Consider the following 26040-nt stretch of genomic DNA (forward strand, 5'->3'; position numbering starts at 1 on the left):
TATGCACCTTACTATGAAACAAACATAGCATATTCAGAAACTACTAAATTGTACGGAGGTGAGGAACAGTTGGCAATTGATGATTCGGCCCAGATACCCATACGTTTTACATTCATATTTCATCATGTAGGTAGGAAAGAAACTGTTCCTCACCATTTCAAATAGTTAGGTAACAGATTGTTTCCTCCTTCATGACAGAGGAGGAACTACCGATGTTTAATTTACAAAGACAAGAAACAAAGCATGCTTATGAGCAAGATAGCATGCAAACAAATAACGAATTATTAGTGGAGGTTGCAACACAAGATGTAAGCTCTGCGTTAAAACTTTTAGAAACAACACAAGGTGGATTATCTAAACAAGAAGCGTCTCGTAGACTTTCTTTATATGGTCCGAATGAAATAGCTCATAATAAAATGGCGCCGTGGTACATTCAATTTCTATTGGCATTTAAAAATCCATTTATTTTCGTTTTATTAGCTCTTGGAGCACTCTCCTTTTTCACAGATGATATGCAAGGAACGATTGTCGTATCTGTAATGGTCCTACTTAGTGCAACGATTCGGTTTTCCCAAGAATTTCGTTCTCAAAAAGCTGCCGATAAGTTAAAAGCTATGGTTCGAACAACTGCGAGCGTATTTAGAATAAATGGATTTGTACATGAAACAAAAAATGTAAAGAATTTAAACCGAAATTACACAACAGAAATTCCAATTGAGGAACTTGTACCTGGCGATATTATTTCCCTTTCAGCTGGTGATATCGTTCCAGCTGATGTGCGTGTTGTATCCGCTAAAGATTTATTTGTTAATCAATCTTCTTTGACAGGGGAAGCACTTCCTGTAGAAAAATACGAACACTGCTACCATACAGAAAATAAGCATATCTTACCGAAAAACATGAAAAAAAATTACAATCCACTCGATATGGAAAACCTTTGCTTCATGGGAACAAATATTGTAAGTGGTAGCGCAAAAGCTGTTGTCATCTCAACAAGTACCGATACGTATTTCGGCTCTTTAGCAAATAAGGTAATTGGAAAGCGTGTAGAAACAAGCTTTGATAAAGGTGTAAACAAAGTAAGCTGGCTCTTAATTACATTCATGCTTATTATGGCACCTATTGTCCTTCTCATTAATGGATTCACAAAAGGAGATTGGCAAGAAGCTTTCTTCTTCGCTATTGCCGTCGCTGTTGGCCTTACACCTGAAATGTTACCAATGATTGTAACTGCTAATTTAGCTAAAGGTGCCGTTAACATGTCTAAACAAAAAGTAATTGTAAAACAGCTAAATTCTATTCAAAACTTAGGTGCTATGAACATTCTTTGTACAGATAAAACCGGAACTTTAACAGAAGATAAAGTGGTCCTTGTTCGTCACTTAGATCCCAAGGGAAATGAATGCAATCGCGTCTTGCAATTTGCCTATTTAAATAGTTTCTATCAAACTGGATTGAAAAATTTAATAGATAAAGCTGTTATTAAGCATACAGAGGAAAACAATAAATTTAATCCATCAGCTTTTCAAAAGCTAGATGAAATTCCATTCGATTTCGCCCGCCGGCGTATGTCAGTTATCGTAAAGGATATTTCAGGTGAACATACAATGGTTTGTAAAGGTGCCGTAGAAGAAATTTTATCAATTTGTAACTACACTGAAGTGGATGAAAAAATCGTTCCACTCACCGAGGAAATACGTTCAAATGTCAAAAAACTAAGTGAGACACTAAATAGTGAAGGTATGCGAGTTATTGCTGTGGCTTATAAAAAAGATAGAAGAATAAATGATACAGAGTACGCAGTAAAAGACGAAACTGATATGATTCTCAGTGGATATATCGGCTTTTTAGATCCACCGAAACCATCTGCAGCAGCTGCAATTCAAGCATTACAAAAACATGGTGTACAAGTGAAAATTTTAACTGGCGATAACGAAATTGTTACAAGAAAGGTTTGTAAAGAAGTTGGATTAGATATCGGCGAACCAATCCTCGGTTACGAGATTGATTCTTTACCAGATAAAGCATTAGCAAAACTTGCTGAAGAAACGACTGTATTTGCGAAGCTTAATCCAATGCAAAAATCTCGTATTATACACGCATTACAAGGAAATGGACACACTGTAGGTTACATGGGAGACGGCATTAACGATGCTGTAGCATTACGTGAAGCTGATGTCGGAATATCTGTTAATACTGCTACTGATATTGCGAAAGAAGCTTCCGATATTATTCTACTCGAAAAAAGTTTAACTATATTAGAAGCAGGTATTTTAGAAGGACGTACTACATTCGGAAATATTTTAAAATATATTAAGATGACAGCTAGCTCTAACTTCGGTAATGTGTTTAGCGTGTTAGTAGCAAGTGCTTTCATTCCTTTTTTACCGATGCTTGCCATTCATCTTTTAATTCAAAACTTACTTTATGATATTTCACAACTTTCTATTCCATGGGACAAAATGGATAAAGAGTTTCTAGAAAAACCACGAAAATGGGATACTGCAAACTTACGAAGCTTCATTATTTCTATCGGCCCAATTAGTTCCGTATTTGATATTATCACATACGTAGTCATGTGGAATGTATTTGGTGCAAATACACCGAGCGAGCAATCATTATTCCAGTCCGGTTGGTTTGTCGTTGGATTGTTAACACAAACTTTAATTGTTCACATGATAAGAACACAAAAGATTCCATTTATTCAAAGCACTGCATCAACACCAGTCGTTTTATTAACCGCTCTTATTATGGCAATCGGGATTTATATTCCATTCTCACCACTTGGTGCAGCCGTTGGTTTGCAAGCATTGCCACTTAACTACTTCCCTTGGTTAGTAGGAATACTATTAGGCTACGCTTTTTTAACACAGTTCCTAAAAAAGCTTTATATTAAAAAGTTTCATAGCTGGTTGTAAAAATAAGAATGAGTGGGTATTCCCCGCTCATTCTAAAAAACATAACACATATTTATATATGGAGGTGACCATGATGGTATGGTACGACATTGTATTCAGATTAGTTATCGCAATTATTGTAGGAGCTTGCATTGGAATGGAAAGACAATGGAGACACCGAATGGCTGGGTTACGGACAAATGCTCTCGTATCACTTGGTACCTGTATAATAGGAAAGGTGTCATGATTTTACTACTTCATGACACCTTCTACATAAATTTATTTTCTAACTTTTGTTGAAACGACTTCTCTTGCTTACGTAGTAGTTGACTACCTCGTTGTAAAATCGGTGTTCCATACTTATCATTAATTTGATCAATGACAGCAAGTAGTGGTTCTTTTTTCGCATCCTCTTCAAATGAAAACAAATCTAATTGTTTCACCGATTCTGTCTTCCACTCTATTTCAGTAGCTGTAACACCTAGTAAACGAACGGAATCACCATCCCAATGTTGCTTCCATAAACGGGATGCTGCTTGAAAAATATCGCGTTCTTCCCAAATTGCATTTTTCAATTGCTTACTCCGTGTTACTGTTCGCCTATCATGGTATTTAATCATAATTTGAATATTATAGCTGACAAGGGTTCGCTTTTGTAATCTTTTACTCACTGATTTTGATAAACGTTCTAACATATCAAGCAATTCTTTCTCTTCATCCATATCCTTTGAAAAAGTCATCGAGTTACCGACACTTTTATGTTGGCCCATTTGACTCGGATCCACTTCCCTATCATCCGTACCTTTTGCACGCTTTTGTAAATCAATACCGTGCTTCCCAATTTTAGCGCGAATGATATGCTCGTCTCCCTTCGCTAACTGTTCAATTGTATGTATATGAATTTCATTTAATTTTTCAGCTGTTTTTTCTCCAATCCCATGCATTGCTTCAACTGGAAGTGTCCAAATCATTTCTGGAATATCACGTTTTCGAAGTACGGTAATACCGAGAGGTTTTTTCATATCAGAAGCTGTTTTTGCTAGGAAAAGATTTGGAGCAATTCCGATACTACACGGAAGCTGCAACTCTGTTAATAGTGCTTGTTGAATCATCTTTGCTATTTCAAGAGGCGAACCAAGTGCGTAGCAATCTGTAATATCTAAATATCCTTCATCTATTGAGACTGGTTGTATCTTTTCTGTAAAACGGGAAAGGACTTGAAACATTTGAAATGAAGCTTCGCGATATAATGTGAAATTAGGACGCCTTACAACTAATTGCGGGCATAACCTTTTCGCTTCCCAAAGGGGCATCGTCGTACGTATTCCGTATTCTCTCGCCTCATAACTACATGTTATAATAATTCCTTTTCTCTCTTTTTCATTTCCAGCAACCGCTAATGGCTTTCCTTGTAATGATGGATCATGAGCAATTTCAACAGATGCGAAAAAGCAATTCATATCTACATGTAAAATAACACGACCATTTTTCGGATACATTTCTCGCATAGTACTCACTCCCTAATCAGAACGTTCGTTCTTTCATTATATCAAATTTTGCACAATAGTTATAATAATTACTTGTTCTTTTTTATAATCGATATATATGTGAAAGGGTCTGATTATGATGAGATCAGCTAATAAAGTGAAACTTTAATCAGCCTCACCAATCGGGTTTTTGCGGGCAGCAGGGCCCCCACTTAACTTCTTTACTTTCGCAGAATTTTGAGGTAGGGAGCTTACTGTCCGGCAAATAGCGGGATAAACTCAACTATACATTCCTTGTAGTTATATTAATCATTGCAATTAATTATTTACTACTTCCGATTTTCAATATGAATACGTTAGGATTATTCCTTCGTCTAGTACATGTAGCAACAACGTATATACTTCCATAGGTTTTCTTATATTGGCTTATACGTCTTGTCAAAGCAATCGAATCAAAATAAAAAGCGTGTAAATCACAATTGATTTACACGCTTTTTCTATTTCATTACTTCGCTACTTCTTCAATAATTGCAACAACTAATTCTGCTGTTTTTGCTAATTCTTCAACAGGAATCTTCTCGTTTGTTGTATGAATTTCTTCATAACCAACTGCTAAGTTAACTGTTGGGATACCATGTCCTGCAATTACGTTTGCATCACTTCCGCCACCACTTTGGTGAAGAGAAGGTGTACGACCAATTTTTTCAGCTGCACGTTTTGCAACTTCTACAACGTGATCGCCATCAGCAAATTTAAATCCTGGGTACATAACGTTTACTTCAACGTCTGCATGCCCGCCCATTTCTTTTGCAGTTGTTTCAAATGCTTCTTTCATTTTCGCAACTTGTGCTTCCATTTTCTCATTGATTAAAGAACGAGCTTCTGCAAAGATTTGTACATGATCGCAAACGATATTCGTTTGTGTACCACCTTCAAAACGTCCAATATTTGCAGTCGTTTCAGAGTCAATGCGACCAAGTGGCATCTTCGCAATTGCTTTCGCTGCGATAGTAATTGCAGATACACCTTTCTCCGGCGCTACACCAGCGTGAGCTGTTTTTCCGCGAATAATTGCGTTCACTTTCGCTTGTGTTGGAGCTGCAACAACGATTTCACCAACTTTTCCATCGCTATCTAATGCGTAGCCATATTTCGCTGTAATACGCTCACGGTCTAATGCTTTTGCACCAACAAGACCTGATTCTTCTCCGACTGTAATAATAAATTCAATTTTACCATGAGGGATATTTTTCTCTTTTAAAACACGGATTGCTTCGAACATTGATGCTAATCCAGCTTTATCATCCGCACCTAAAATTGTTGTACCATCTGATACGATATATCCATCTTTAATAGAAGGCTTAATTCCATTACCAGGAACTACTGTATCCATATGAGAAGTAAAGTAAATTGTATCAACACCATCTTTTGTTGCTGGTAAAGTACAAATTAAGTTACCTGCACCATGACCAGTTACAGCCATTGTGTCATCTTCAAATACTTCTACACCTAAATCTGTGAATTTCTTCGTTAATACTTTGCAGATTTCTGCTTCAAATTTCGTTTCAGAATCTACTTGTACTAATTCCATAAATTCATTTACTAAACGTTCTTGATTAATCATAAGACTGCGCCTCCTGCACTACCATTATGTATGTAACACTATTAATTATAACAGAATTTCGCAAAAGTTTCGAAATACAAGACAAAAAACAGATGGTTTACATGTCTAGATAACCATCTGCTTTCTATTACTCATTTAACAATACCCAGCGCATATGATCTTCCCACACGCCATTTACCATTAACATCTTCCTAGACACGCCTTCATATTGAAAACCTATCTTCGTTACTACTTGTATAGATGCTAAATTACGAGGCATAATCGGAGCTTCTATACGATGTAACTGAAATTCCCCAAAAGCAACTTGAATTGCTTTTCTAAGCGCTTCTGTCGTATACCCTTTGTTTAACTCTGCTTTATCTAATTTATAACTGAGTACACAAGATTGATAAATGCCACGAACGATTAAATTAAATGAAATACACCCAATTATTTTCGTATCATCACCCTTTTTAAAAATCCATAGTCTGATGATTTTCCCTTCTTCGAACTCTTTTCTATCCTTTTGCAACTTTTTCTTTTGATAATCTAGCGTAAAAAAATCATCCGGTCTATACTCTTCCCAAGCTTTTAAAAATTCACGATTTCTGTCGTAATATTGAAGAACTGTTTCAGCATACGACTCATCAATTTCCCTTAAGTATAAACGATCTGTTTCGTATATTTTCATCATCGTATCTCCATTCTTCAGCTTGCCCAACTAAAAATTAACAATATACCCTTTTACTATATTCTCTACACACTCTCAAATTTCCTGTTATATTTTGCAATCCCCTCCCGAATTTTGTCCTCACTCTCCCCTTGTCCATAATTTCATTTCTCGTTACAATGAAATTGTACTGATTTGCAAGGAGGTATAACGATGCATAAAAAAGCTCAAAAAGTTATGGTTTATGTGATGCTAATTTCTATGCTTGTAACAACATTACTTGCTGGCGCGAGTATGTTTTGGTAAAAAGGGCGATGTGTTCGTCCTTTTTTTACTTTTTACACATAACAAAATAAACCATCTCGACATCGAGATGGTTTATTTTATATAAAACACAATCGCTACAATACTAAAGGAAAATGACATTACAAGCGCTATTACAAAACTTGTATATTGTTTCTGCTGAAATGCCCCAATAACAAAAGTGAGATTAAGTAATGCCATACATACAATCGCTACAAGATAAGAACATATATTAAAAGTTGCCAATATGAATGTAATAACAAATAGAAATCCCATAAAAAACTGCATATACGAAAGTTTTGGATTCAAGTACATATGAGCAACCCCTTTATCTAATTTTATCTTTCTATACTCTCATTAACGCACGGTTATGTACACATGTCAAGACAACTTATTATAATAGAAAAAGCCAACCTTTTCGTTGGCTTTTTCATATGCAACGGCTCCTTTTTCTTTTGCCAATTGCTGAAATGATTTTTTCGATTTCACAATCCATACTTTCGTTCCAATTGGAATGCGATCAAACAAATATTCCACATCGTTTTTCTTCATTCTTATACACCCTTGTGAAATATACTTTCCAATTGAACTCGGTTGGTTTGTTCCATGTATTCCATATTTACTTCCATCAGTTCCTCTTGCATTAAATCCAATCCACCTTGACCCAAGTGGATTTTTTGGCGATCCACCTGGAATATCCTTCGCAATGTAATACGGATCCTTTGCTTTCATTACAACATCAAAATTTCCTTCTGGAGTTAATTCATTCGTTTTCCCTGTCGCTACTGGAAAAACCTTTTGAATCTTTCCATCGTCAATGTAAGCTAATTTATTCGTTGCTTTATTTACAATAATAAAAGTATCTCCGGCACGTGGATTATCCCCAAGAGGCCAAATCGGCGATAAAGAAAGACATAATATGATAGAGAGAAGATACGGCATAGATAATTCCTACCTTCTATATAAGTTCTTTTATATTATCCTTTCCCTTAAAGCGACTTTTAATGAGTAAATATTGTTCCATTTCATACACAAGTTGAACAAGTTTCGCACGTATCTCAAATTCTTCGCGTGTAGCTGGCAATGGCATGTCTCTAAATAATCCCCTCATTTCTTGAAGCTGCCTTAAGGAAATAACGCCAGTACTCTCAGGGCTAATAGCATTACCAATGTTTTCAACAACATCTGCAATCATGTCAGCTTGTTCATATGTCCACGATAAAGAAGCTGCTAGTGGTATCATTCGCTCTAAAATTTCGAATTGTTGCATACGCATATTAAAATAACGATAGTAATAATCATCTTCTCGCATAAATGCATTCTCAAGTTTTTTAAACGATAAATCTCTTGCTTCATTTAACATATTCTCGGTTTCAATGAGTTCTGCTCCACTCCAACTACTTTCTCGATTTCGTAAATACACAACCATTTCAAACAAAATCGTTTTAAAATTATTCTCTATTTTATCCTGATACTCTTTTAGCTTATTTTCACTACTCGGCATATACATATTTACTAATAACGCCACGCTAATCCCTATCGTTAATATAGCAATTTCATTTCCAACTATAAGCCATGTAATTTGCTTCAATGAATATAGATGCATAACAATAACTGAACTCGTGACAATACCTTCTTGAATTTTAAGCATTACTGCAGTCGGAATAAATGTAAGTAACAATATGCTAATTGCAAGTGGTGTATAGCCAATCGTTTCAAAAATACAAAACGCGAATGCCATTGATAATACACACGCTAGAAAACGATGTAACGACACTTGAAGTGATTTGCGCTTCGTATTTTGTACACATAAAATAACTAAAATGCCTGCTGAACTATAAAATTCTAACCCTAATAACTGAGCAATAAAAACTGCCGCACCTGTCCCTATTGCTGTTTTTACTGTACGATATCCAATTTTAAACATATCATTACTCCTATATGTATAAACGTATTTACAGCTAGTATAAAAAAAGGATGACACAATGTCATCCTTTTCTACTTATTATTCACATAACCTTTTCATATTACAATATTTTTTGTAAAAATTGTTGCGCACGTTCACTTTTCGGCGCTGCAAAAAATTCTTCTGGCGCACTATCTTCTACAAGCTTTCCTCCGTCCAAGAAAAGAACACGATCTGCCACTTCTTTTGCAAAGCCCATTTCATGTGTAACGATAGCCATCGTCATTCCTGTCGTAACTAACGATTTCATAACTTCTAACACTTCTTTCACCATCTCTGGATCTAGCGCCGATGTCGGTTCATCAAATAACATAACTTCCGGTTCCATCGCTAACGCTCTTGCAATTGCTACACGTTGCTTTTGTCCTCCCGAAAGACGATTTGGATACGTATCTTTTTTATCTACTAATCCAACCTTTTCTAAAAGTTTCTCAGCTTTCTTTTCAGCTTCTTGCTTCGTTACCCCTTTTACATTGATAGGAGCATACGTAATATTTTCTAATACAGTCATATGAGGAAATAAGTGAAAATGTTGAAATACCATACCGACATTTTCACGAACATGCATAACATTCGTTTTCGGATTCGTTACTTCTTCCGTCCCAATCCAAATGTGACCATCCGTTGGTGCTTCTAACATATTCATACAACGTAAAAATGTTGATTTTCCTGATCCAGAAGGCCCTATAATTGCGACTACTTCCCCTTTTTCAATTGTTGTTGTAATTCCTTTTAATACTTCGTTTTTACCAAATGATTTATGAAGGTTTTCAATTTTAATCACTTTTCTTCATTCTCCCTTCAATTGCCTTCCCGACTAATGTAAGAATAATGACTAACATATAATAAATCAGTCCAACAAAAAGTAATGGTTCAAGATATTTAAATGTCTCACCGCCTACAATGTAAGCACGACGCATTAAATCAGTCGCGCCTATTACTGTTACTACAGCCGATTCTTTCGTAAGTGTCGCAAATTCGTTCACAAGCGCTGGTAATATATTTTTTAATGCTTGAGGGAAAATAATATTTCTCATCATTTTTCCGTACGGTATCCCTAAAGCCATTGCTGCTTCTGTTTGTCCTTTATCAACCGCTTGAATACCAGCACGAATTACTTCTGACATGTATGCACCTGAATTTAAGCTAAATGCAAGTACAGCAGCTAAAAATGCTGGTATTTCATAACCAATTATTTGTGGGACGCCGAAATAAATAATCATTAATTGCAATACAAGGGGTGTACCACGAAAAATTGATGTATAAAAATCTGCTGCTATATTTAATGCTCGTATTCTAGCAATTTTACAAAGTGCTAATAGCGTTCCTAAAATAAATCCTGCTAAAGCTGATACTGCTACAATTTTCAAAGTAACTTCTAAACCTTTTAGTATATATGGTATCGAAGGCGTAATCGCCGAAAAATCTAAGTTCATTCTTTTCATTCCCCTCACAGAAAAGTGAAAAGCAGCTTATTTTCCGCTGCCAAACCATTTCTTCACTAATTTATCCATTTCTCCATTTTCTTGCATTTTTTTAATTACTTTATTAAATTCAGCTGTTTTATCACTGTTTTTCGGAAGGGCAATTGCTGCTCCAACTTCTTCTGGTGCTTCTTTAATTTCAATTCCTTGTAAATCTTTCATTTTCTCTAAATAATTTTTAGCAACTGTATCTTCTATAATTGCAGCGTCAAAACGACCAGCTTTAATTTCTTGTACGATTTCTGGTATACGGTCACGTCCCTCAACTTGGAAATCTACTTGTTTTTTAAATTCTGCAGCTTTCTCTTCTTGAATAGACCCTGTTTGTACCCCTACTTTTTTCCCTTTTAAATCCTCTACAGATTTAATGTTAGAATCCTTTTTAGAAACGACCATATTTTTCGCAACAAAATAAATATCTGTAAAATCAACATTATTTTTACGCTCTGCAGTTGGCGTCATACCTGCCATTACGAAATCAACTTTTCCTGAACTAAGAGATGCTAATAAACCACCAAAATCCATATCTTTCACTTTCACTTCATACCCAAGTTCTTTTCCGATATATTTAGCAACATCAACATCAAAGCCAATAATTTCATCGCTCTTTGACGCATCTACATATTCATAAGGTTTATAATCTGCTGAAGTTCCCATTACGAGTACTTTTTTATTTCCTTTTGTTTCTTTCGATTCCCCATTACTACAAGCGCTGAATATACTTACAATTAAAATAAGTGCAAACGATATTGATACTAACTTCTTCATCTTTCTTCCCCCTAATAATGTATATTTAAAAGTTTAATAGAATATTTATTCGATGTTTGTATTGTATCAGCACTTTTATTTTTATGCAATATATAAAATAAAAATAAATAATATAACAATACAAATGCTGTTTGTTATGTATAAAATGATGCATAAAATAACATAACTATGCATATCTCAGAAATTTTAATAATAAATAAAAAAGGCGGCACATCCACTTGATTGTGGACGTGCCGCCTTTTCTCTTATTTTTTATAGTTCTTCACAATTCTCTTCGAAATACGATTGTAATTTCGCAATAACTTGCATCGGTTCATGACCTTCAATTTCATGACGCTCTACCATCGTTACAATTTTTCCATCTTTTAATAAAGCAAATGATGGAGAAGAAGGTGGGTACCCTTCGAAATATTCACGCGCTCTTGCTGTCGCTTCTTTATCTTGACCTGCAAACACCGTTACAAGGTGGTTAGGACGTTTATCATAATGTACGGAATGCGCAGCAGCAGGACGAGCAATACCACCTGCACAACCACATACAGAGTTTACCATTACAAGTGTTGTTCCATTTCTTTTAAACGCTTCTTCTACCGCTTCTGGCGTCGTCAATTCTGTATATCCAGCAGAGACAATCTCTTCACGCGCTTGGCGGACAACATCATTCATAAAAAAGTTAAAATTAATCACTCTTTTCCCTCCTCTAAAACTACCTATTTGTATCTTACCAGTTAATGTTTATGAAATACAAGTAAGTTTACTTGTATTTAAGTATAGAAAAGGTGTTAGAGCTCTTGCTCTAACACCTTTTCTTTAATGACCACGATATTTTTGCTTTGCTTTTTGTACTTTCATTAAACGTCTTCTTTCTTTTTCAGCTTCTCGCTTCTCTTTAGACTGCAGTTTCTTTTCTTGTTTATGCAATTCATAAGATAAACTAATCGCCTCTTGCGCCTTAGTAAAACGTTTAATAGTTGTTTCTTTTGCTGCTTGTCGTATGATACGCTTTATGTTTTTAGGACGCTGTTTTTCTTTAACTTCTACACCACATTTTGCAAAGTGCTGAAAATGCTCTAAAAGTGAACCATTCACAAACATAAGCACTTCTTCATCTGACGGTTCCGCCCCAAAAATATACCTCGCCCCATACAATTTCCCTTTTTCTTTACATGTAATGATTCCAACAAAAAATTGGCCATCGTGATATACTGTCAAATCCATTGACAGCCCCTCCTTTAAAAGATTAGAAATACGGGACATCCCGGAGGGGAAGGTTACTGACATGAAATCATGCGTCTGGACTACCAACCAGAGCTGTGTTTTTGTATTTCTTTCACTATTATTATATCTTTTTTTCCATAATCTTCATATATTCAGCAATCATTTTTTTATGCGATCCTACAATATAGTCAGGTAGTTCTGTTACTGAAAAGAATTTAAGCTGAACTGCTTCTTCTTTATTCATAACAAAATCCCCTTCGTATTCATCCGTATAATAGGCGGTTGTTACAGATTGAAATTCATCACCGTTTTCTAATTTTGTAAAGTAGTTCGCTCCAGAAAATACATTGATTAGTCGCAAGTTCTTCACTTTTATTCCTGTCTCTTCATATACTTCACGATAAGCTGTTTCTTCTGGTGATTCACTAAGCTCCATTAGCCCGCCAGGTAGCCCCCATTTTCCGTACGGCTCTGTCCGCTGCTGCAATAAAACATATCCATTTTCATTTATAACGAGTACAACAGCACCAACTAAAATTAAAGGGCGATGACCAACTATTTTTCGTAATTCTTCTACATATCCCACCGTATCGCCTCCTTTTTCGTTGTCCACACTATTGTATCATATGTACGAAACGACAAAATGCGTATATTTTTCATTTTTTTAACAAAATATTTATTTTATGTGATTCATCTACTGTAGCTAACATAATAGATTCGACTTCTGTACTCTCCTCTAGAAATTCTCTCGCCCACGCTTCTGTTTTTCCTAATAATGCAAGAACATCTTTCTGTATCCTCCCATCCTTTACTAATACAAAAGAAACTGGAGATTTTTTTCCCGCCACTTTAAGATCAAGCCGCGAAACTGCTTCATATTCTGGATACCGAAATATAGAAACGACACCGTTTGCTTCCCATAACGCTAATTTAATCGTTTGAATATCGCTCACATTTCGCATACGAAGTTCCGAAAACAAATATTCCAAGGTAATTCTCGCCTTTTTCAAATTGCTAAAATCAATGGAACCATTGTGTATAAGAATAATAGGTGCAGGCTCTAAAAAGCGTCTCCATCTATCCCATTTCAGCATTAACACTGAGCTTATAATATGAAGTACAACAAGTATGAACGTTGTAATCATCGATCCCAGTAACCCTACTTTTTCATCAGACAATGCGTTAGAAATATTCCCACCAAGCAATAACACTAATACAACATCTAAAAAACGAAGTTGTGCGATAGACCTTTGCCCCATCGCTTTCGCAACTAATATTAAAAATATGTATGCTATAATAGCCCGAATAACCCATTCACTAGTAGAAAGATGTCGTGCTCCTTCAAAAATATGCATATGCATCACTTTGCACTCCTTACCCGTCTCAAACTGCTATCCTGTTTAGTTTGCAACGTTTATGAGCATATATGTAAAAAAAGCTGGTTCGTTTAAAAACGAACCAGCTTTTTTTACTTAACTGAAAACATATATTTTTTATAAGTTTTCCGTACCGATAATATGAGCCCCATCATAATCATATTTGAGAATAAGGAACTTCCCCCATACGATAAGAAAGGTAATGCAATACCTTTTACAGGCATTAATCCAACGATCATACCGATGTTTTGGAATATTTGAACTGTTAATATACCGATTGATCCAGCGCATAATAATGTACCAAATAAATTATCAGCGGAATAACCAATAATAATTGTTCGATATAGTAGTAATAGGAACAAGAAGACAACTAAGGCTGCTACGATAAATCCACCTTCTTCGGCAATTGTAGCGAAAATAAAGTCAGTATGCTTCTCTGGGATATAGACGCTTCCTCCACCGTATCCTTTACCTTCCATTCCTCCACTACCTACAGCTAAAATCGATTGTTGTGTTTGATAACCTTGATCTGCATTTTCAAATGGATTTAACCAACCTACAATACGCGACTGTTGGTGAGGTTTTAGTAAAGTAACTAACTTATTATAGAAAAAATCTGGATACTTAAAGAAAATAAATATTAAAGCAGATAATATGGTCAACGGAATAACTGTACATAATGCTATCAATTTCTTTTGAATACCTGACATAAATAAAATACATGCAATAGCAGCAGCATATAAGAACACCATACCTGTATCCGGTTGGCTATATACAACAGCCATAGGCGGAAGAGAAACTAGCATAATTTTACCTACTAATTTTAAATCCGTTTGGAATGTCCTCGCCATATACTGCGCATTATGTTTCACAGCTATGCTTGCTACTACAAGAAGCAATGCAATTTTGAAAAACTCCGACGGCTGAATTTGTCCAAGTACTGGAAAAACGAACCATCTTTTTGCACCTAATTTTTCAGGTGTGAAGGTGGAAACCGGTAGTATTTTCAAAAGAATAAGTGAACCAAACCCGGCAATATAAAGTGGCCAAGATAATTTTTGCAATTGATCTAAGTCGATGCTTGCAACAAGAAGTAACAATACAACCCCAATTATGTAGTTAACACCTTGTTTCATAGCAAAGTTTGCAGCTCCATACTGTCCCGTTTGCTGACTGCTATATATAGCAGCTATACTCGTCACACATAGTGCACACAAAATTAAAATTAATTTTACATCTAAACTTTTTAGAAACTCGGTACTTCTTTTCATGACATCCTCCTGAAACATTGTTACGGCAAAAATAAAAAACCAGGAGTCAACATTCTTCATGTTTTGACGACTGATTACACATTATCTATAAAACACTTATATAGAATAACTCTCTTTTTCATACAATACAATATATTATACTACAGTTTCGTCAGTAAGATTTGCCAAAAAAATTATTCTTTTCTTATTTTATATCCATATACCATATATCAGCAATGTATTTTCGTAAATTCCTAATACATAATCGTTTATTGTAAGATTACTGGGAAAGATATTTATACATATAGTAGGATGTAGATGAAGAAATAAGATAATAAAAAGCTCGCATAAGCGAGCTTTTTATTAATATACAGATGTATTGTTTTCTGACATGTTTTCTAAAATTTCTTTAACACGTCCTAAGAACTTACCACAAATTAAACCATCAAGTACTCGGTGATCAAGTGATAAACATAAGTTAACCATATCACGAGCACCGAACATTCCATTATCCATAATTACTGGGCGTTTTACAATTGATTCAACTTGTAAAATAGCTGCTTGCGGGTAATTAATAATACCCATAGATTGAACAGAACCGAATGATCCTGTGTTATTAATTGTAAATGTTCCACCTTGCATTTCGTCTGCTTTTAACGATTTCGTACGTACTTTTCCTGCAAGTTCTGTAATTTCACGAGCGATACCTTTAATTGTTTTCTCGTCCGCTTGCTTAATTACTGGTACAAATAGTTCTTCCTCTGTTGCAACAGCGATAGAAAGGTTAATATCTTTCTTCTGAACAATTTTATCGCCAGCCCACATTGAATTAATTTGAGGATACTCTTTTAACGCTTGTGCTACTGCTTTTACGAAGAAAGCAAAGAACGTTAAGTTAAAGCCTTCACGCTTCTTAAAGTCACCTTTAATTGAGTTACGGTATGACACAAGGTTTGTCACATCTACTTCAATCATCATCCAAGCATGTGGTGCTTCGTGTTTACTACGTAACATGTTTGCTGCGATTGCTTTACGCACACCTGTTACTGGAATTTCGATATCTCCAGGCATTGTAGGTACAGAAACTGGTTTCGCAGCTTCTACTTTTTGCGCTACTGGTGCTGTTTTTGGTGCTTCTGGGCGAGCTTCTACTACTGCCGCTACAGCTTCCTCTTTCTTCGCCGCACCTGCTTGTGGGATATTTCCAGATTCCACTAGCTTTAAAATATCTTTACGAGTGATACGGCCGTTTGCTCCCGTACCTTCTACTAGATCTAAATCAACGTTATGCTCACCTGCAAGCTTTAACACAGCTGGTGAAAAACGTGGTTTTCCATCAGTTGGTTGTTTTACTTTCGGTGCTTTTTCAGACGTAGCTACTTCTGCCTTTGATTCTTCTTTTGTTTTTTCCTCAACAGCTGTTGCTGCTACTTCATCTGCGCCTTCTACTTGAATAACACAAACTACTTCACCTACAGCTAACGTATCACCTTCACCAGCGATTAACTCTTTCACAACACCCGTGAAAGAAGATGGTACTTCAGCATTTACTTTATCAGTCATTACTTCTGCAAGCGGATCATACTTATTTACGTGATCGCCAACATTAACGAGCCATTTACTAATTGTGCCCTCTGTAACGCTCTCCCCGAGCTGAGGCATTGTAATATTTTCTACAGCCATGTATAGTCCCCCCGATTAAAATTCCGCAAGTTCACGCATTGCTTTTTCAACTTTATCTGGATTTACCATAAAGAATTTTTCCATTGTTGGTGCATATGGCATTGCTGGAACGTCTGGACCTGCAAGACGTGCGATTGGCGCATCTAAATCAAATAGACAGTTTTCAGCGATAATTGCTGCCACTTCACTCATAATGCTTCCTTCTTTATTGTCTTCTGTTACAAGAAGAACTTTACCTGTTTTAGAAGCTGCTTCAATGATTGCTTCTTTATCTAATGGATATACAGTACGTAAATCAAGAATGTGTGCAGAGATGCCATCTTGTGCTAACTTTTCAGCCGCTTGAAGAGCAAAATGAACACATAATCCGTACGTGATAACTGTAATATCATCACCTTCACGTTTTACATCTGCTTTTCCGATTGGTAATACGTAGTCATCCTCCGGTACTTCACCTTTAATTAAACGATATGCACGTTTATGTTCAAAGAATAATACTGGATCTTCATCACGAATGGCTGCTTTTAATAAGCCTTTTGCATCATATGGTGTAGAAGGGATAACGATTTTTAAACCTGGTTGGTTTGCAAACATCGCTTCTACAGATTGTGAATGATACAATGCACCGTGAACACCCCCGCCAAATGGTGCACGGATTGTAACTGGACAAGTCCAATCATTATTAGAACGATAACGAATTTTTGCTGCCTCAGAAACAATTTGGTTTACTGCTGGCATGATGAAATCAGCAAACTGCATTTCAGCGATTGGACGCATACCATACATTGCTGCACCAATTGCTACCCCAGCAATTGCAGATTCTGCAAGCGGTGCATCAAGCGCACGATCTTCACCAAATTGATCATACAAACCGTGTGTCGCTTTAAACACGCCACCTTTTTTACCAACATCTTCTCCTAAAACGAATACTTTCTCATCGCGTTCCATTTCTTCGCGCATTGCTAATGTAATAGCATCAATATAAGACATTACAGCCATGAAACGTTCCCCCCTATTCTGCGTATACGTGCTTCAATGCATCTTCAGGTGCTGCATACGGAGCATTTTCTGCATATTCTGTTGCTTCATTTACGATATGCATAATTTCGTCTAACATTTGTTTTTCGGATTCCTCAGTTAACACACCAGCTTCTTTTAAATAAGCTGCGAATGTTATAATTGAATCTTTTTTCTTTGCTTCTTCTACTTCTTCTTTATCACGATAAACACGATCATCATCGTCACTAGAATGTGCTGTTAAACGATATGATACTGTTTCAATTAAAGTTGGTCCTTCACCACGACGACCGCGATCTGCTGCTTCTTTTACAGCTTTATATACTGCAAGTGGATCGTTTCCGTCTATTGTATATCCAGGCATACCGTAACCAATCGCACGATCTGATACGTTTTTACATGCTAATTGTTTTTCAACTGGAATAGAGATTGCATATTTGTTATTTTCACACATAAAAATAACAGGTAGTTTGTGTACACCAGCAAAGTTTGCCCCTTCATGGAAGTCACCTTGGTTTGAAGAACCTTCTCCAAATGTAACGAACGTTACTAAATCTTTCTTCTCCATTTTTCCAGCTAGTGCAATACCAACTGCATGTGGTACTTGTGTTGTTACTGGAGATGAACCTGTAACAATACGATTTTTCTTTTGACCGAAGTGACCAGGCATTTGACGACCACCAGAGTTTGGATCTCCAGCTTTCGCAAAAGCAGACAACATAAGCTCTTTAGCTGTCATACCAAATGCTAGTACAACACCCATATCCCGGTAGTATGGTAATGCATAATCTTTCTCTCTATCAAGAGCGAACGCCGCTCCAACTTGTGCAGCCTCTTGTCCTTGACAAGAAATTACGAATGGAATTTTACCAGCGCGGTTTAATAACCACATACGTTCGTCAATTTTACGTGCAAGTAACATCGTACGGAACATTTCTAATACTTGCTCATCACTTAAGCCAAGCTCTTCATGGCGCTTTTCTTTTACTTCTGCCATTTTTCATAACCTCCTAAATCCACATTTTTATGCGTGTAACGCTCTTCCATCTACAGCAAGTGCTGCTTCACCAATCGCCTCAGATAATGATGGATGCGGATGAATTGTATGTGCTACTTCCCAAGGTGTTGCATCAAGTACTCTTGCAAGACCCGCTTCAGAAATCATATCTGTTACATGTGGTCCAATCATATGAACACCAAGAATGTCATTTGTCTCTTCATCAACTACAAGTTTTACGAAACCATCTGATTCTCCGTATACAAGTGCTTTTCCGATTGCGCGGAATGAGAACTTACCTACTTTTAACTTATAGCCTTTTTCTTTCGCTTCTTGTTCTGTTAAACCGACAGAAGCAACTTCTGGACTGCTATATACGCATTTTGATACCATAGAGTAATCAATTGGTGTAACTTCTTTCCCTGCAATATGTTCTACTGCAGCAATTCCTTCATGAGAAGCAACATGAGCAAGTTGCAGGCCACCGATTACATCTCCAATTGCGTAAATATGCGATTCTTTCGTTTGATAAAACTCATTTGTTTGAATGTATCCTTTTTCCACAACGATATCTGTGTTCTCTAAGCCAATATTTTGCGTATTCGCTTGTCTTCCTACAGATACAAGCATTTTTTCTGCTTTAAATTCTTTATTTTCACCGTTGTGTTCAGCTTGGATTGTTACTCCATTATCTTTTACCAATGTTTCTGGTAATACTTTTGCACCAGTTACCACTTTAATACCTTTTTTCTTAAATAGACGTTGCATTTCTTTTGAAACGTCTTGATCTTCTAGTGGTAATATTGTTTTTGCATACTCTAATACTGTAACTTCTACACCGAAGTCAGCAAGCATAGATGCCCACTCAATACCGATTACACCGCCACCAACGATAATAATTGAACTAGGAAGCGTTTCCATTTTTAGGGCATGATCTGAAGACATTACGTACTCTCCGTCTAATTCTAAACCTGGTAATGAATTTGGACGAGAACCTGTTGCAATAAGTACATTTTTTGGAATTAACATTTCATTCTCTTCTCCACTTGCAAGTTCAACTGAAATTGTCCCTGGCATCGGAGAGAAAATAGATGGGCCAAGAATACGGCCAATACCTTCAAACACATCAATTTTACCTTGTTTCATTAAGTGTTGAACGCCTTTATGAAGCTGCGTTACAATCTTCTCTTTACGCTCTTGTACTTTCGCAAAGTTTAGTTCTACATTGCTTGCAATAACTCCGAACTCTTCGCTTTTTTTAGCAGTTGCATATACTTCCGCACTACGTAAAAGAGCTTTACTAGGGATACATCCTTTGTGTAAACAAGTACCACCAAGATTTTCTTTTTCGACTAGTGCAGTTTTTAACCCTAGTTGTGATGCACGAATTGCAGCAACATATCCACCAGTACCGCCGCCAACGATGACTAAATCATATTCTTTTGCCATTATCTCAACCCCTAGCTACCGTTTCTTTTTCACGTACAACGTATTCTTTTGGAGCTTCTTCTTCACGTAATACACGAAGTGCTCCTTCTGCTAACGCTTCTAACTCATCTTCGCCTGGATGTACGATAACATCTGCAATCCAGTCCACTCGCTCTTTTATTTCATCGACAAGAATTTTACTGTATGCCAGTCCACCAGTTAATACGATTGCATCGATTTTCCCGTGAAGTACAGCGCTAGCTCCGCCAATCTCTTTTGCAACTTGATATGCCATTGCTTTATAAATAAGAGTTGCTTCAGGATCACCTTTTTCAACCATTTTCTCTACTTTAATCGCATCATTTGTACCGATTAAACTTACAAGTCCACCTTGTCCGACAAGCTTTTTAATCATTTCATCTCGGTAATACTCACCAGAGAAACACATTTCTACTAGTTGCCCTACTGGCACTGTACCAGCACGCTCTGGACTAAATGGTCCTTCTCCGTTTAAACCGTTATTCACATCGATTACTCTTCCTTTTTTATGAGCACCAACTGTAATACCACCGCCCATATGTGTAACTAATAAATTTAAATCCTCATATTTGTGGTTTAACTGTTCGGCTACTTTACGAGCAACTGCTTTTTGATTTAATGCATGGAAGATACTTTTACGTTCCATACCAGCAATACCACTTATACGAGCAACTGGCTCCATCTCATCTACAACGACAGGATCCACAATAAATGCAGGAATGTTTAATCCAGAAGCAATTTCATATGCTAAAATGCCTCCAAGGTTTGAAGCGTGATGACCGCTAAACCCATTTTTTAAATCTTCTAACATCGCATCGTTTACTGTATACGTACCGCCTTCGATTGGACGAAGTAATCCACCACGTCCACAAACAGCGTTTAATTTTGAAATGTTAATACCATGAGAATGTAGAACTTCTAAAATCGTTTCTTTTCGAAACTCATATTGGTCGATAATTCGCTTGTATTTCCCAATCTGTTCTACGTCATGACGAATCGTTTCTTCTAAAACGGGTCTTTCATTATCAAAAACACCAATTTTTGTGGATGTACTACCTGGGTTAATAACAAGAATTCGATTTACAGACAATGTTGCTACCTCCACTAATAAATTCAAAAGGAAGTGGAAACCTCATAAGAGGTAACCACGCCTTTTGTAAAAGTTATATATGAATGATTAGCGACGGCTAATAATATCGTGACCGTTGCGTAAGTAAGTGCTACGAGAATTTTTCAAGCTTGCAATGCGCTCTTCAGCTAGACGATCTGCCGCTACATAAGTTGCTATGCCATCGCGTTTTGAAATTTCGATTACTTTTGCAATTGTGTCATAAATAGACTCAACACGTTTTAGTGCACGTTCTCTATTGTATCCATATAATTCGTCTGCTACGTTAATTACGCCACCTGCATTAATTACATAATCTGGTGCGTATACAATACCCATTTCATGAATGATGTCACCGTGACGATTTTCTTTTAATTGGTTATTTGCAGAACCTGCGATTACTTTTGCTTTAAGTTGTGGAATAGTTTCATCATTAACTGTTGCGCCTAATGCACATGGTGCGTAAATATCGCATTCAACACCATAAATTTCATTTGGTTCAACTGCTGATGCACCGAATTCTTCTACAGCACGTTGTACAGCTTCTTTATTAATATCTGTAACGATTAATTTTGCTCCTTCAGCGTGTAAATGTTTGCATAGGTGATATGCTACGTTACCAACGCCTTGAACAGCAATTACTTTTCCTTCTAAATTGTCAGTACCGAAAGCTTCTTTTGCAGCTGCTTTCATACCACGGTAAACACCGTATGCAGTTACTGGAGATGGGTTACCAGAAGAACCGAATGATGGTGAGATACCTGTTACAAAGTCAGTTTCTTCATGGATAATATCCATATCATCTACTGTTGTACCAACATCTTCAGCTGTAATGTAACGTCCGTTTAGTCCTTGGATATAACGTCCTAGTGCACGGAACATTGCTTCGCTCTTATCTTTACGAGGATCACCGATAATTACTGTTTTCGCACCACCTAAGTTTAAACCAGCTGCTGCGTTTTTGTATGTCATCCCTTTTGCAAGACGCAATGCATCTTCAATCGCCGCTTCTTCAGAATCATATGTCCACATTCTTGTTCCACCAAGAGCCGGTCCAAGTGTTGTATCATGAATTGCAATAATTGCTTTTAAACCAGATTCTTTATCTTGACAAAATACTACTTGCTCATAATCATATTTTTCTAAGTATTCGAAGATTTCTAATGTCATTGTCGTTTCCCCCTAATGTTTTACCCTTTTTGGTTTATTTTGAAGCAGTCGCAACTGCCAATGCTAATGAATATACTTTTGTTTCTGCTGAATCAGCACGAGATGTTAAAACAATCGGTGCTTTTGCGCCAGCAATCATTGCTCCTACTTTTGCATCCGCAAAGTATACGAGTGATTTATATAGCACATTTCCAGCTTCAATCGTTGGGACGAGTAAAATATCTGCCTTACCTGCTACATCACTTACTATGCCTTTATGTTCTGCTGCAATTTGTGATACTGCATTATCTAAAGCAAGTGGTCCATCAACGATACAATCTTTAATTTGTCCGCGGCGATTCATTTGTGTTAACATCGCTGCATCAATTGTCGCCTGCATCGCTGGATTCACAACTTCTACTGCTGCGATTGGTGCCACTTTGGGCAAGTCGATTCCTATTGCCTGGGCAACTTCTACAGTATTTTGTATAATAGCAGCTTTTTGTGTTACGTCAGGTGCGATGTTCATCGCTGCATCTGTAACGAAAATAAGACGGTCGTAATTTTGAACTTCAAATGCTGCTACATGTGAAAGTACGCTACCTTTACGTAGGCCCCACTCTTTGTTTAACACAGCCTTCAAAATATTCGCTGTTGGGATGTTCCCCTTCATAAGCACATCTGCTTCACCATTTCTCACAGCTTTAACAGAAAGTTCTGCAGCTTCAGCACTAGACATTGCTGCAATCACTTCAACATGTTCTGAAGTTTGTAAACCATGTTCTTGTAGCATCCCCATTATTTTTTCTTGATTTCCATATAGACGAAATTGAGCTAGCTGTAATTTAATTGCTTTCGCTACAGCTTCAATTACTTCATGATCTTCAGCTACTGCTACAGCCACAGTTTTTTTAGGCTTTCCTGCTGCTTGATCAATTAAGTATTCTAACTTCATATTTTGTAATCAACCCTTTCCGTCGTCCCTCGTCTATTTATAAAGCAAATACCGTGCCAACTTTTAAAAGTGGTCTTACCAATAATGAAAACGCATTCAAAATGCAGTAAAATCAATACTTTGGAAAATAACGAAAGATTCTGTCTTATTTTGTCGCTTTTTGTATACCATGCAATAAATTGCACGGTACGCAATTTATTGCATGCTATTTTTTGCATGGTCATACTTTTCTAGCTTGTAATATAAATTTCGAACGGAAATTCCTAACGCTTTTGCAGTTTGTGTTTTATTCCCATCAAATCTCTCCAAATATTCATAAATAATATTCCCTTCAAACTCTGTCACTAAATGTTCAAGTGGCTTTTCTTCTAATTCAGGTAATAAATGAGATTGCTTTGACTCCACCTGCTCTTCGTTATGTAATGGCGGTAAATGGTGTACATCAATATAGGTCTCGTTATAATTCATAAAGATAATAGCTCTCCCCAAAATATTTTCAAGTTCCCTCACATTTCCTGGCCATTCGTATGATTGTAAATATAAAACGGCTGAATCAGTGAGCCCTTCTACATTACGACCGTAATCTTGATTAATTTTTTGAATCAATCTGTCCGCAATTGTCGGTATATCTCCTTTACGTTGACGAAGAGATGGAATTTGAATTGGAATTTTATTTAATCGATAATATAAATCCTCCCTAAACTTCCCTTCTAGAATAGCCTTTTCTAAATTCACATGTGTCGCTGCAATTACTCGAACATTAATAGGTATCGCTTTCGTTCCACCAACTTTTACAATTTCTTTTTCCTGCAATACACGAAGGAGTTTCGCTTGTGTATTTGCAGACAACTCCCCTATTTCATCTAAAAAAATACTACCGTTATTCGCCTCCTCAAAGAACCCACGTTTCCCGCCTCTTTTCGCTCCAGAAAACGCCCCTTCCTCATAACCAAATAATTCACTTTCTAACAACGTCTCCGAAATGGCCGCACAGTTTACACGGACGAACTTATTGTATTTTCGATTACTTCCATTATGGATTGCATGTGCAAACAATTCTTTACCAGTCCCAGATTCCCCGCGTAACAGTACTGTTGCTGGTGTATTCGCTCCTAGCTTCGCCTGTTCGATAGCTGCCGTTGTTTCATCTGAATTTCCGACAATATCATCAAATGAATATTTCGCTTCTAATGTACGAATAATTTGCCTTGCTCTATTCAATTCATTTGTTAATTTTTGAATTTCCGACACGTCACGGATAACGCCGACGCTTCCTTTCAATATTCCATCCACAATAACTGGTGCTACGTTTACAATTACATCTCGCTTTTTTTGCCCAATCTTCATATGTATTCCGCGCACCGCACGACGCGTTCGAAGTACTTTCATATGCATACTTTCGCCTTCTACAATATCAGTTGTAGCAGGCTTCCCAATAATATCTTCTTCTGTTAAACCCGTTAATTTCGTATATGCTGGGTTAATGACTAAACCTCTTCCTTTTTCATCCACAACCGAAATCGCTTCTTCAGATGAGTTAATAATTGCCTCTAATAGTGTTTGAATTTCTTTTAAGTCTGTAACTTCTTCCGCAAGATCTACAACTTCTGTTATATCTTTAAAAATTGCAAATGCCCCTTGTACCTCTCCTCCTTCTTTTAATATTGGAATACGCGTTGTAATAATTTTCTTTCCATTCTCTAATGTCAGTTCATAATTTACTTCTATTTGTTTCGTACGTATAATGCGAAGTAATTTACTAGTTGGAATGACTTCTAAAATATACTTTCCTATCGCCTCTTCTTTTTTATATCCGATAATACGCTCTGCACTTTTATTAAAAAGACGAACTTGTCCCTCTCGATCAATTACAATCATGCCGTCATGTGTAGAATTTAAAATTAATTCTCCTTGTTGCGTCTGTTCCTCTAACCGCCCAATTAGCCCTTCCTTCTCATGCGCTAATCCTGTAACAATTTTTGCGATATCACCTGGTATAAGAAGAGTGTCTTTTTTCTTTTTTTCTAATAAAACTTTATGTACATCATCTTCACCTGTCATATCAAATATTACATCGATATGCATAGAAAGAAATGGAGTTACACTTTCTCCAATTGCAATCCCGTATTCCTTAGCAATTTGTAGTCCTTTTGCCAACGGATTTATATCAATAATCCCTATAATTTGAAATATATTCGAACTTTGTAACAGATTCAGCAGCGCGCTCCCGCCTTCACCTGCACCAACAATTAATACTTTTTGTTTCATATATTACACTTCCTCTCGAAGTAACTCTGCAAATTTTTTCACACCCTTATCTTACTCGTTCAGCACCCTCTTGACAAACCCCCTTTCCGTATAACATCATTAAAATATACGAAATAATCTGAAAAGGAGCGTTATGTATGCAGCGTTACGTTGCTCTACTATTAGCACTCATCCCTATTTCATTAGCTGTGTTTGGCATAAAGTTAATGAGAGATACTGTATTCGGGATTCTATTTCCACCAATTTCTATACTGTGGTTACAATTTTTAATCGGCGCTCTCTGCTTCGCGCTCGGGTTTTATATCTTTGGTGGCTTCGTCTTGCACCGAGATCGCAAACGAAATAAAGTACAAGCTCGCTTTAGAAGATAGGAA

The 26040-nt window shown here is 36.7% G+C and carries 25 protein-coding genes and 1 pseudogene; 4 read left to right on the forward strand and 22 right to left on the reverse strand.

All coding sequences use genetic code 11. The annotated features are described in order from the left end of the window. Window positions 1–212 precede the first annotated feature (212 nt). On the forward strand, window positions 213–2918 hold the full coding sequence (mgtA, locus tag MKY21_RS20870) for a magnesium-translocating P-type ATPase (RefSeq protein WP_136986359.1): 2706 nt from the start codon (window positions 213–215) through the stop codon (window positions 2916–2918). A gap of 73 nt (window positions 2919–2991) precedes the next feature. Next, window positions 2992–3126 (forward strand): annotated as a pseudogene (locus MKY21_RS20875) (MgtC/SapB family protein); the annotation flags it as partial. 40 nt (window positions 3127–3166) lie between these two features. Here MKY21_RS20875 and MKY21_RS20880 read toward each other — a convergent pair. The 3 genes from MKY21_RS20880 to MKY21_RS20890 all read right to left on the reverse strand — a co-directional run bounded on the left by MKY21_RS20880 (window position 3167) and on the right by MKY21_RS20890 (window position 6681). Then, window positions 3167–4405: a DNA polymerase IV gene (locus MKY21_RS20880; protein ID WP_001208860.1), complete on the reverse strand. Its 1239-nt coding sequence runs from the start codon at window positions 4403–4405 to the stop codon at window positions 3167–3169. 484 nt (window positions 4406–4889) lie between these two features. Then, window positions 4890–6008, reverse strand: a complete 1119-nt coding sequence (locus tag MKY21_RS20885; RefSeq protein ID WP_000609803.1) for a tripeptidase T — start codon at window positions 6006–6008, stop codon at window positions 4890–4892. Window positions 6009–6135: 127 nt separating this feature from the next. Beyond that, entirely contained in the window at window positions 6136–6681 is a 546-nt protein-coding gene (locus MKY21_RS20890; protein ID WP_001987197.1) for a GNAT family N-acetyltransferase, read from the reverse strand. Between the two features lie 189 nt (window positions 6682–6870). On the opposite strand from MKY21_RS20890, the gene prli42 reads away from it, so the two are divergent. Continuing rightward, window positions 6871–6963 (forward strand): stressosome-associated protein Prli42, encoded by a 93-nt coding sequence (gene prli42 / locus MKY21_RS20895; protein ID WP_000549040.1) that lies wholly within the window; start codon window positions 6871–6873, stop codon window positions 6961–6963. Between the two features lie 72 nt (window positions 6964–7035). On the opposite strand, the gene MKY21_RS20900 is transcribed toward prli42, so the two are convergent. The 19 genes from MKY21_RS20900 to MKY21_RS20990 form a co-directional block, all read right to left on the reverse strand. Then, complete coding sequence (locus MKY21_RS20900) at window positions 7036–7275, reverse strand: DUF3894 domain-containing protein (RefSeq protein ID WP_000281167.1); 240 nt, start codon at window positions 7273–7275, stop codon at window positions 7036–7038. 66 nt (window positions 7276–7341) lie between these two features. Then, window positions 7342–7902, reverse strand: a complete 561-nt coding sequence (locus MKY21_RS20905) for a L,D-transpeptidase (protein ID WP_001146570.1) — start codon at window positions 7900–7902, stop codon at window positions 7342–7344. 16 nt (window positions 7903–7918) lie between these two features. Continuing rightward, complete coding sequence (locus MKY21_RS20910; RefSeq protein WP_000472666.1) at window positions 7919–8887, reverse strand: aromatic acid exporter family protein; 969 nt, start codon at window positions 8885–8887, stop codon at window positions 7919–7921. 100 nt (window positions 8888–8987) lie between these two features. After that, entirely contained in the window at window positions 8988–9710 is a 723-nt protein-coding gene (locus tag MKY21_RS20915) for an amino acid ABC transporter ATP-binding protein (protein WP_000590202.1), read from the reverse strand. Beyond that, entirely contained in the window at window positions 9703–10362 is a 660-nt protein-coding gene (locus MKY21_RS20920) for an amino acid ABC transporter permease (RefSeq protein ID WP_001046915.1), read from the reverse strand. Before MKY21_RS20920 ends, MKY21_RS20915 begins: the two co-directional genes overlap by 8 nt. Before the next feature lie 36 nt (window positions 10363–10398). Then, window positions 10399–11178, reverse strand: a complete 780-nt coding sequence (locus MKY21_RS20925; protein WP_000737673.1) for a transporter substrate-binding domain-containing protein — start codon at window positions 11176–11178, stop codon at window positions 10399–10401. Between the two features lie 252 nt (window positions 11179–11430). Further along, complete coding sequence (locus tag MKY21_RS20930; protein WP_001979317.1) at window positions 11431–11844, reverse strand: BrxA/BrxB family bacilliredoxin; 414 nt, start codon at window positions 11842–11844, stop codon at window positions 11431–11433. 144 nt (window positions 11845–11988) lie between these two features. Next, a complete protein-coding gene (locus MKY21_RS20935; RefSeq protein ID WP_341077297.1) occupies window positions 11989–12396 on the reverse strand; it encodes a YjdF family protein in 408 nt (135 codons plus the stop codon). Between the two features lie 121 nt (window positions 12397–12517). Beyond that, window positions 12518–12982, reverse strand: a complete 465-nt coding sequence (locus MKY21_RS20940; protein ID WP_000542555.1) for an NUDIX hydrolase — start codon at window positions 12980–12982, stop codon at window positions 12518–12520. 70 nt (window positions 12983–13052) lie between these two features. Further along, window positions 13053–13757, reverse strand: a complete 705-nt coding sequence (locus tag MKY21_RS20945) for a DUF421 domain-containing protein (protein WP_000550978.1) — start codon at window positions 13755–13757, stop codon at window positions 13053–13055. A gap of 107 nt (window positions 13758–13864) precedes the next feature. Further along, window positions 13865–15043 (reverse strand): FtsW/RodA/SpoVE family cell cycle protein, encoded by a 1179-nt coding sequence (locus MKY21_RS20950; RefSeq protein WP_000831182.1) that lies wholly within the window; start codon window positions 15041–15043, stop codon window positions 13865–13867. Window positions 15044–15385: 342 nt separating this feature from the next. After that, a complete protein-coding gene (locus MKY21_RS20955; protein WP_086391621.1) occupies window positions 15386–16705 on the reverse strand; it encodes a dihydrolipoamide acetyltransferase family protein in 1320 nt (439 codons plus the stop codon). Window positions 16706–16720: 15 nt separating this feature from the next. Then, complete coding sequence (bfmBAB, locus tag MKY21_RS20960) at window positions 16721–17704, reverse strand: 3-methyl-2-oxobutanoate dehydrogenase subunit beta (RefSeq protein ID WP_000290071.1); 984 nt, start codon at window positions 17702–17704, stop codon at window positions 16721–16723. Between the two features lie 13 nt (window positions 17705–17717). Then, window positions 17718–18719: a 3-methyl-2-oxobutanoate dehydrogenase subunit alpha gene (bfmBAA, locus tag MKY21_RS20965; protein ID WP_000852551.1), complete on the reverse strand. Its 1002-nt coding sequence runs from the start codon at window positions 18717–18719 to the stop codon at window positions 17718–17720. A gap of 27 nt (window positions 18720–18746) precedes the next feature. Continuing rightward, a complete protein-coding gene (gene lpdA, locus MKY21_RS20970; protein ID WP_001051289.1) occupies window positions 18747–20168 on the reverse strand; it encodes a dihydrolipoyl dehydrogenase in 1422 nt (473 codons plus the stop codon). A gap of 4 nt (window positions 20169–20172) precedes the next feature. Further along, the gene (gene buk / locus MKY21_RS20975) at window positions 20173–21276 is read right to left on the reverse strand and encodes a butyrate kinase (RefSeq protein ID WP_000115780.1); all 1104 of its coding nucleotides are present in this window, start codon (window positions 21274–21276) and stop codon (window positions 20173–20175) included. Between the two features lie 87 nt (window positions 21277–21363). Next, window positions 21364–22464, reverse strand: a complete 1101-nt coding sequence (locus MKY21_RS20980; protein WP_000171357.1) for a leucine dehydrogenase — start codon at window positions 22462–22464, stop codon at window positions 21364–21366. Between the two features lie 34 nt (window positions 22465–22498). Next, a complete protein-coding gene (gene yqiS, locus MKY21_RS20985) occupies window positions 22499–23398 on the reverse strand; it encodes a phosphate butyryltransferase (RefSeq protein ID WP_000764670.1) in 900 nt (299 codons plus the stop codon). Window positions 23399–23593: 195 nt separating this feature from the next. After that, entirely contained in the window at window positions 23594–25666 is a 2073-nt protein-coding gene (locus MKY21_RS20990) for a sigma-54 interaction domain-containing protein (RefSeq protein WP_000810974.1), read from the reverse strand. A gap of 137 nt (window positions 25667–25803) precedes the next feature. Here MKY21_RS20990 and MKY21_RS20995 point away from each other — a divergent pair, with 137 nt between their 5' ends. Next, on the forward strand, window positions 25804–26037 hold the full coding sequence (locus MKY21_RS20995; protein ID WP_001190210.1) for a DUF2627 domain-containing protein: 234 nt from the start codon (window positions 25804–25806) through the stop codon (window positions 26035–26037). The last annotated feature ends 3 nt before the right edge of the window (window positions 26038–26040 follow it).

Source organism: Bacillus sp. FSL R9-9497, assembly GCF_038005805.1.
Taxonomy (GTDB): domain Bacteria; phylum Bacillota; class Bacilli; order Bacillales; family Bacillaceae_G; genus Bacillus_A; species Bacillus_A cereus.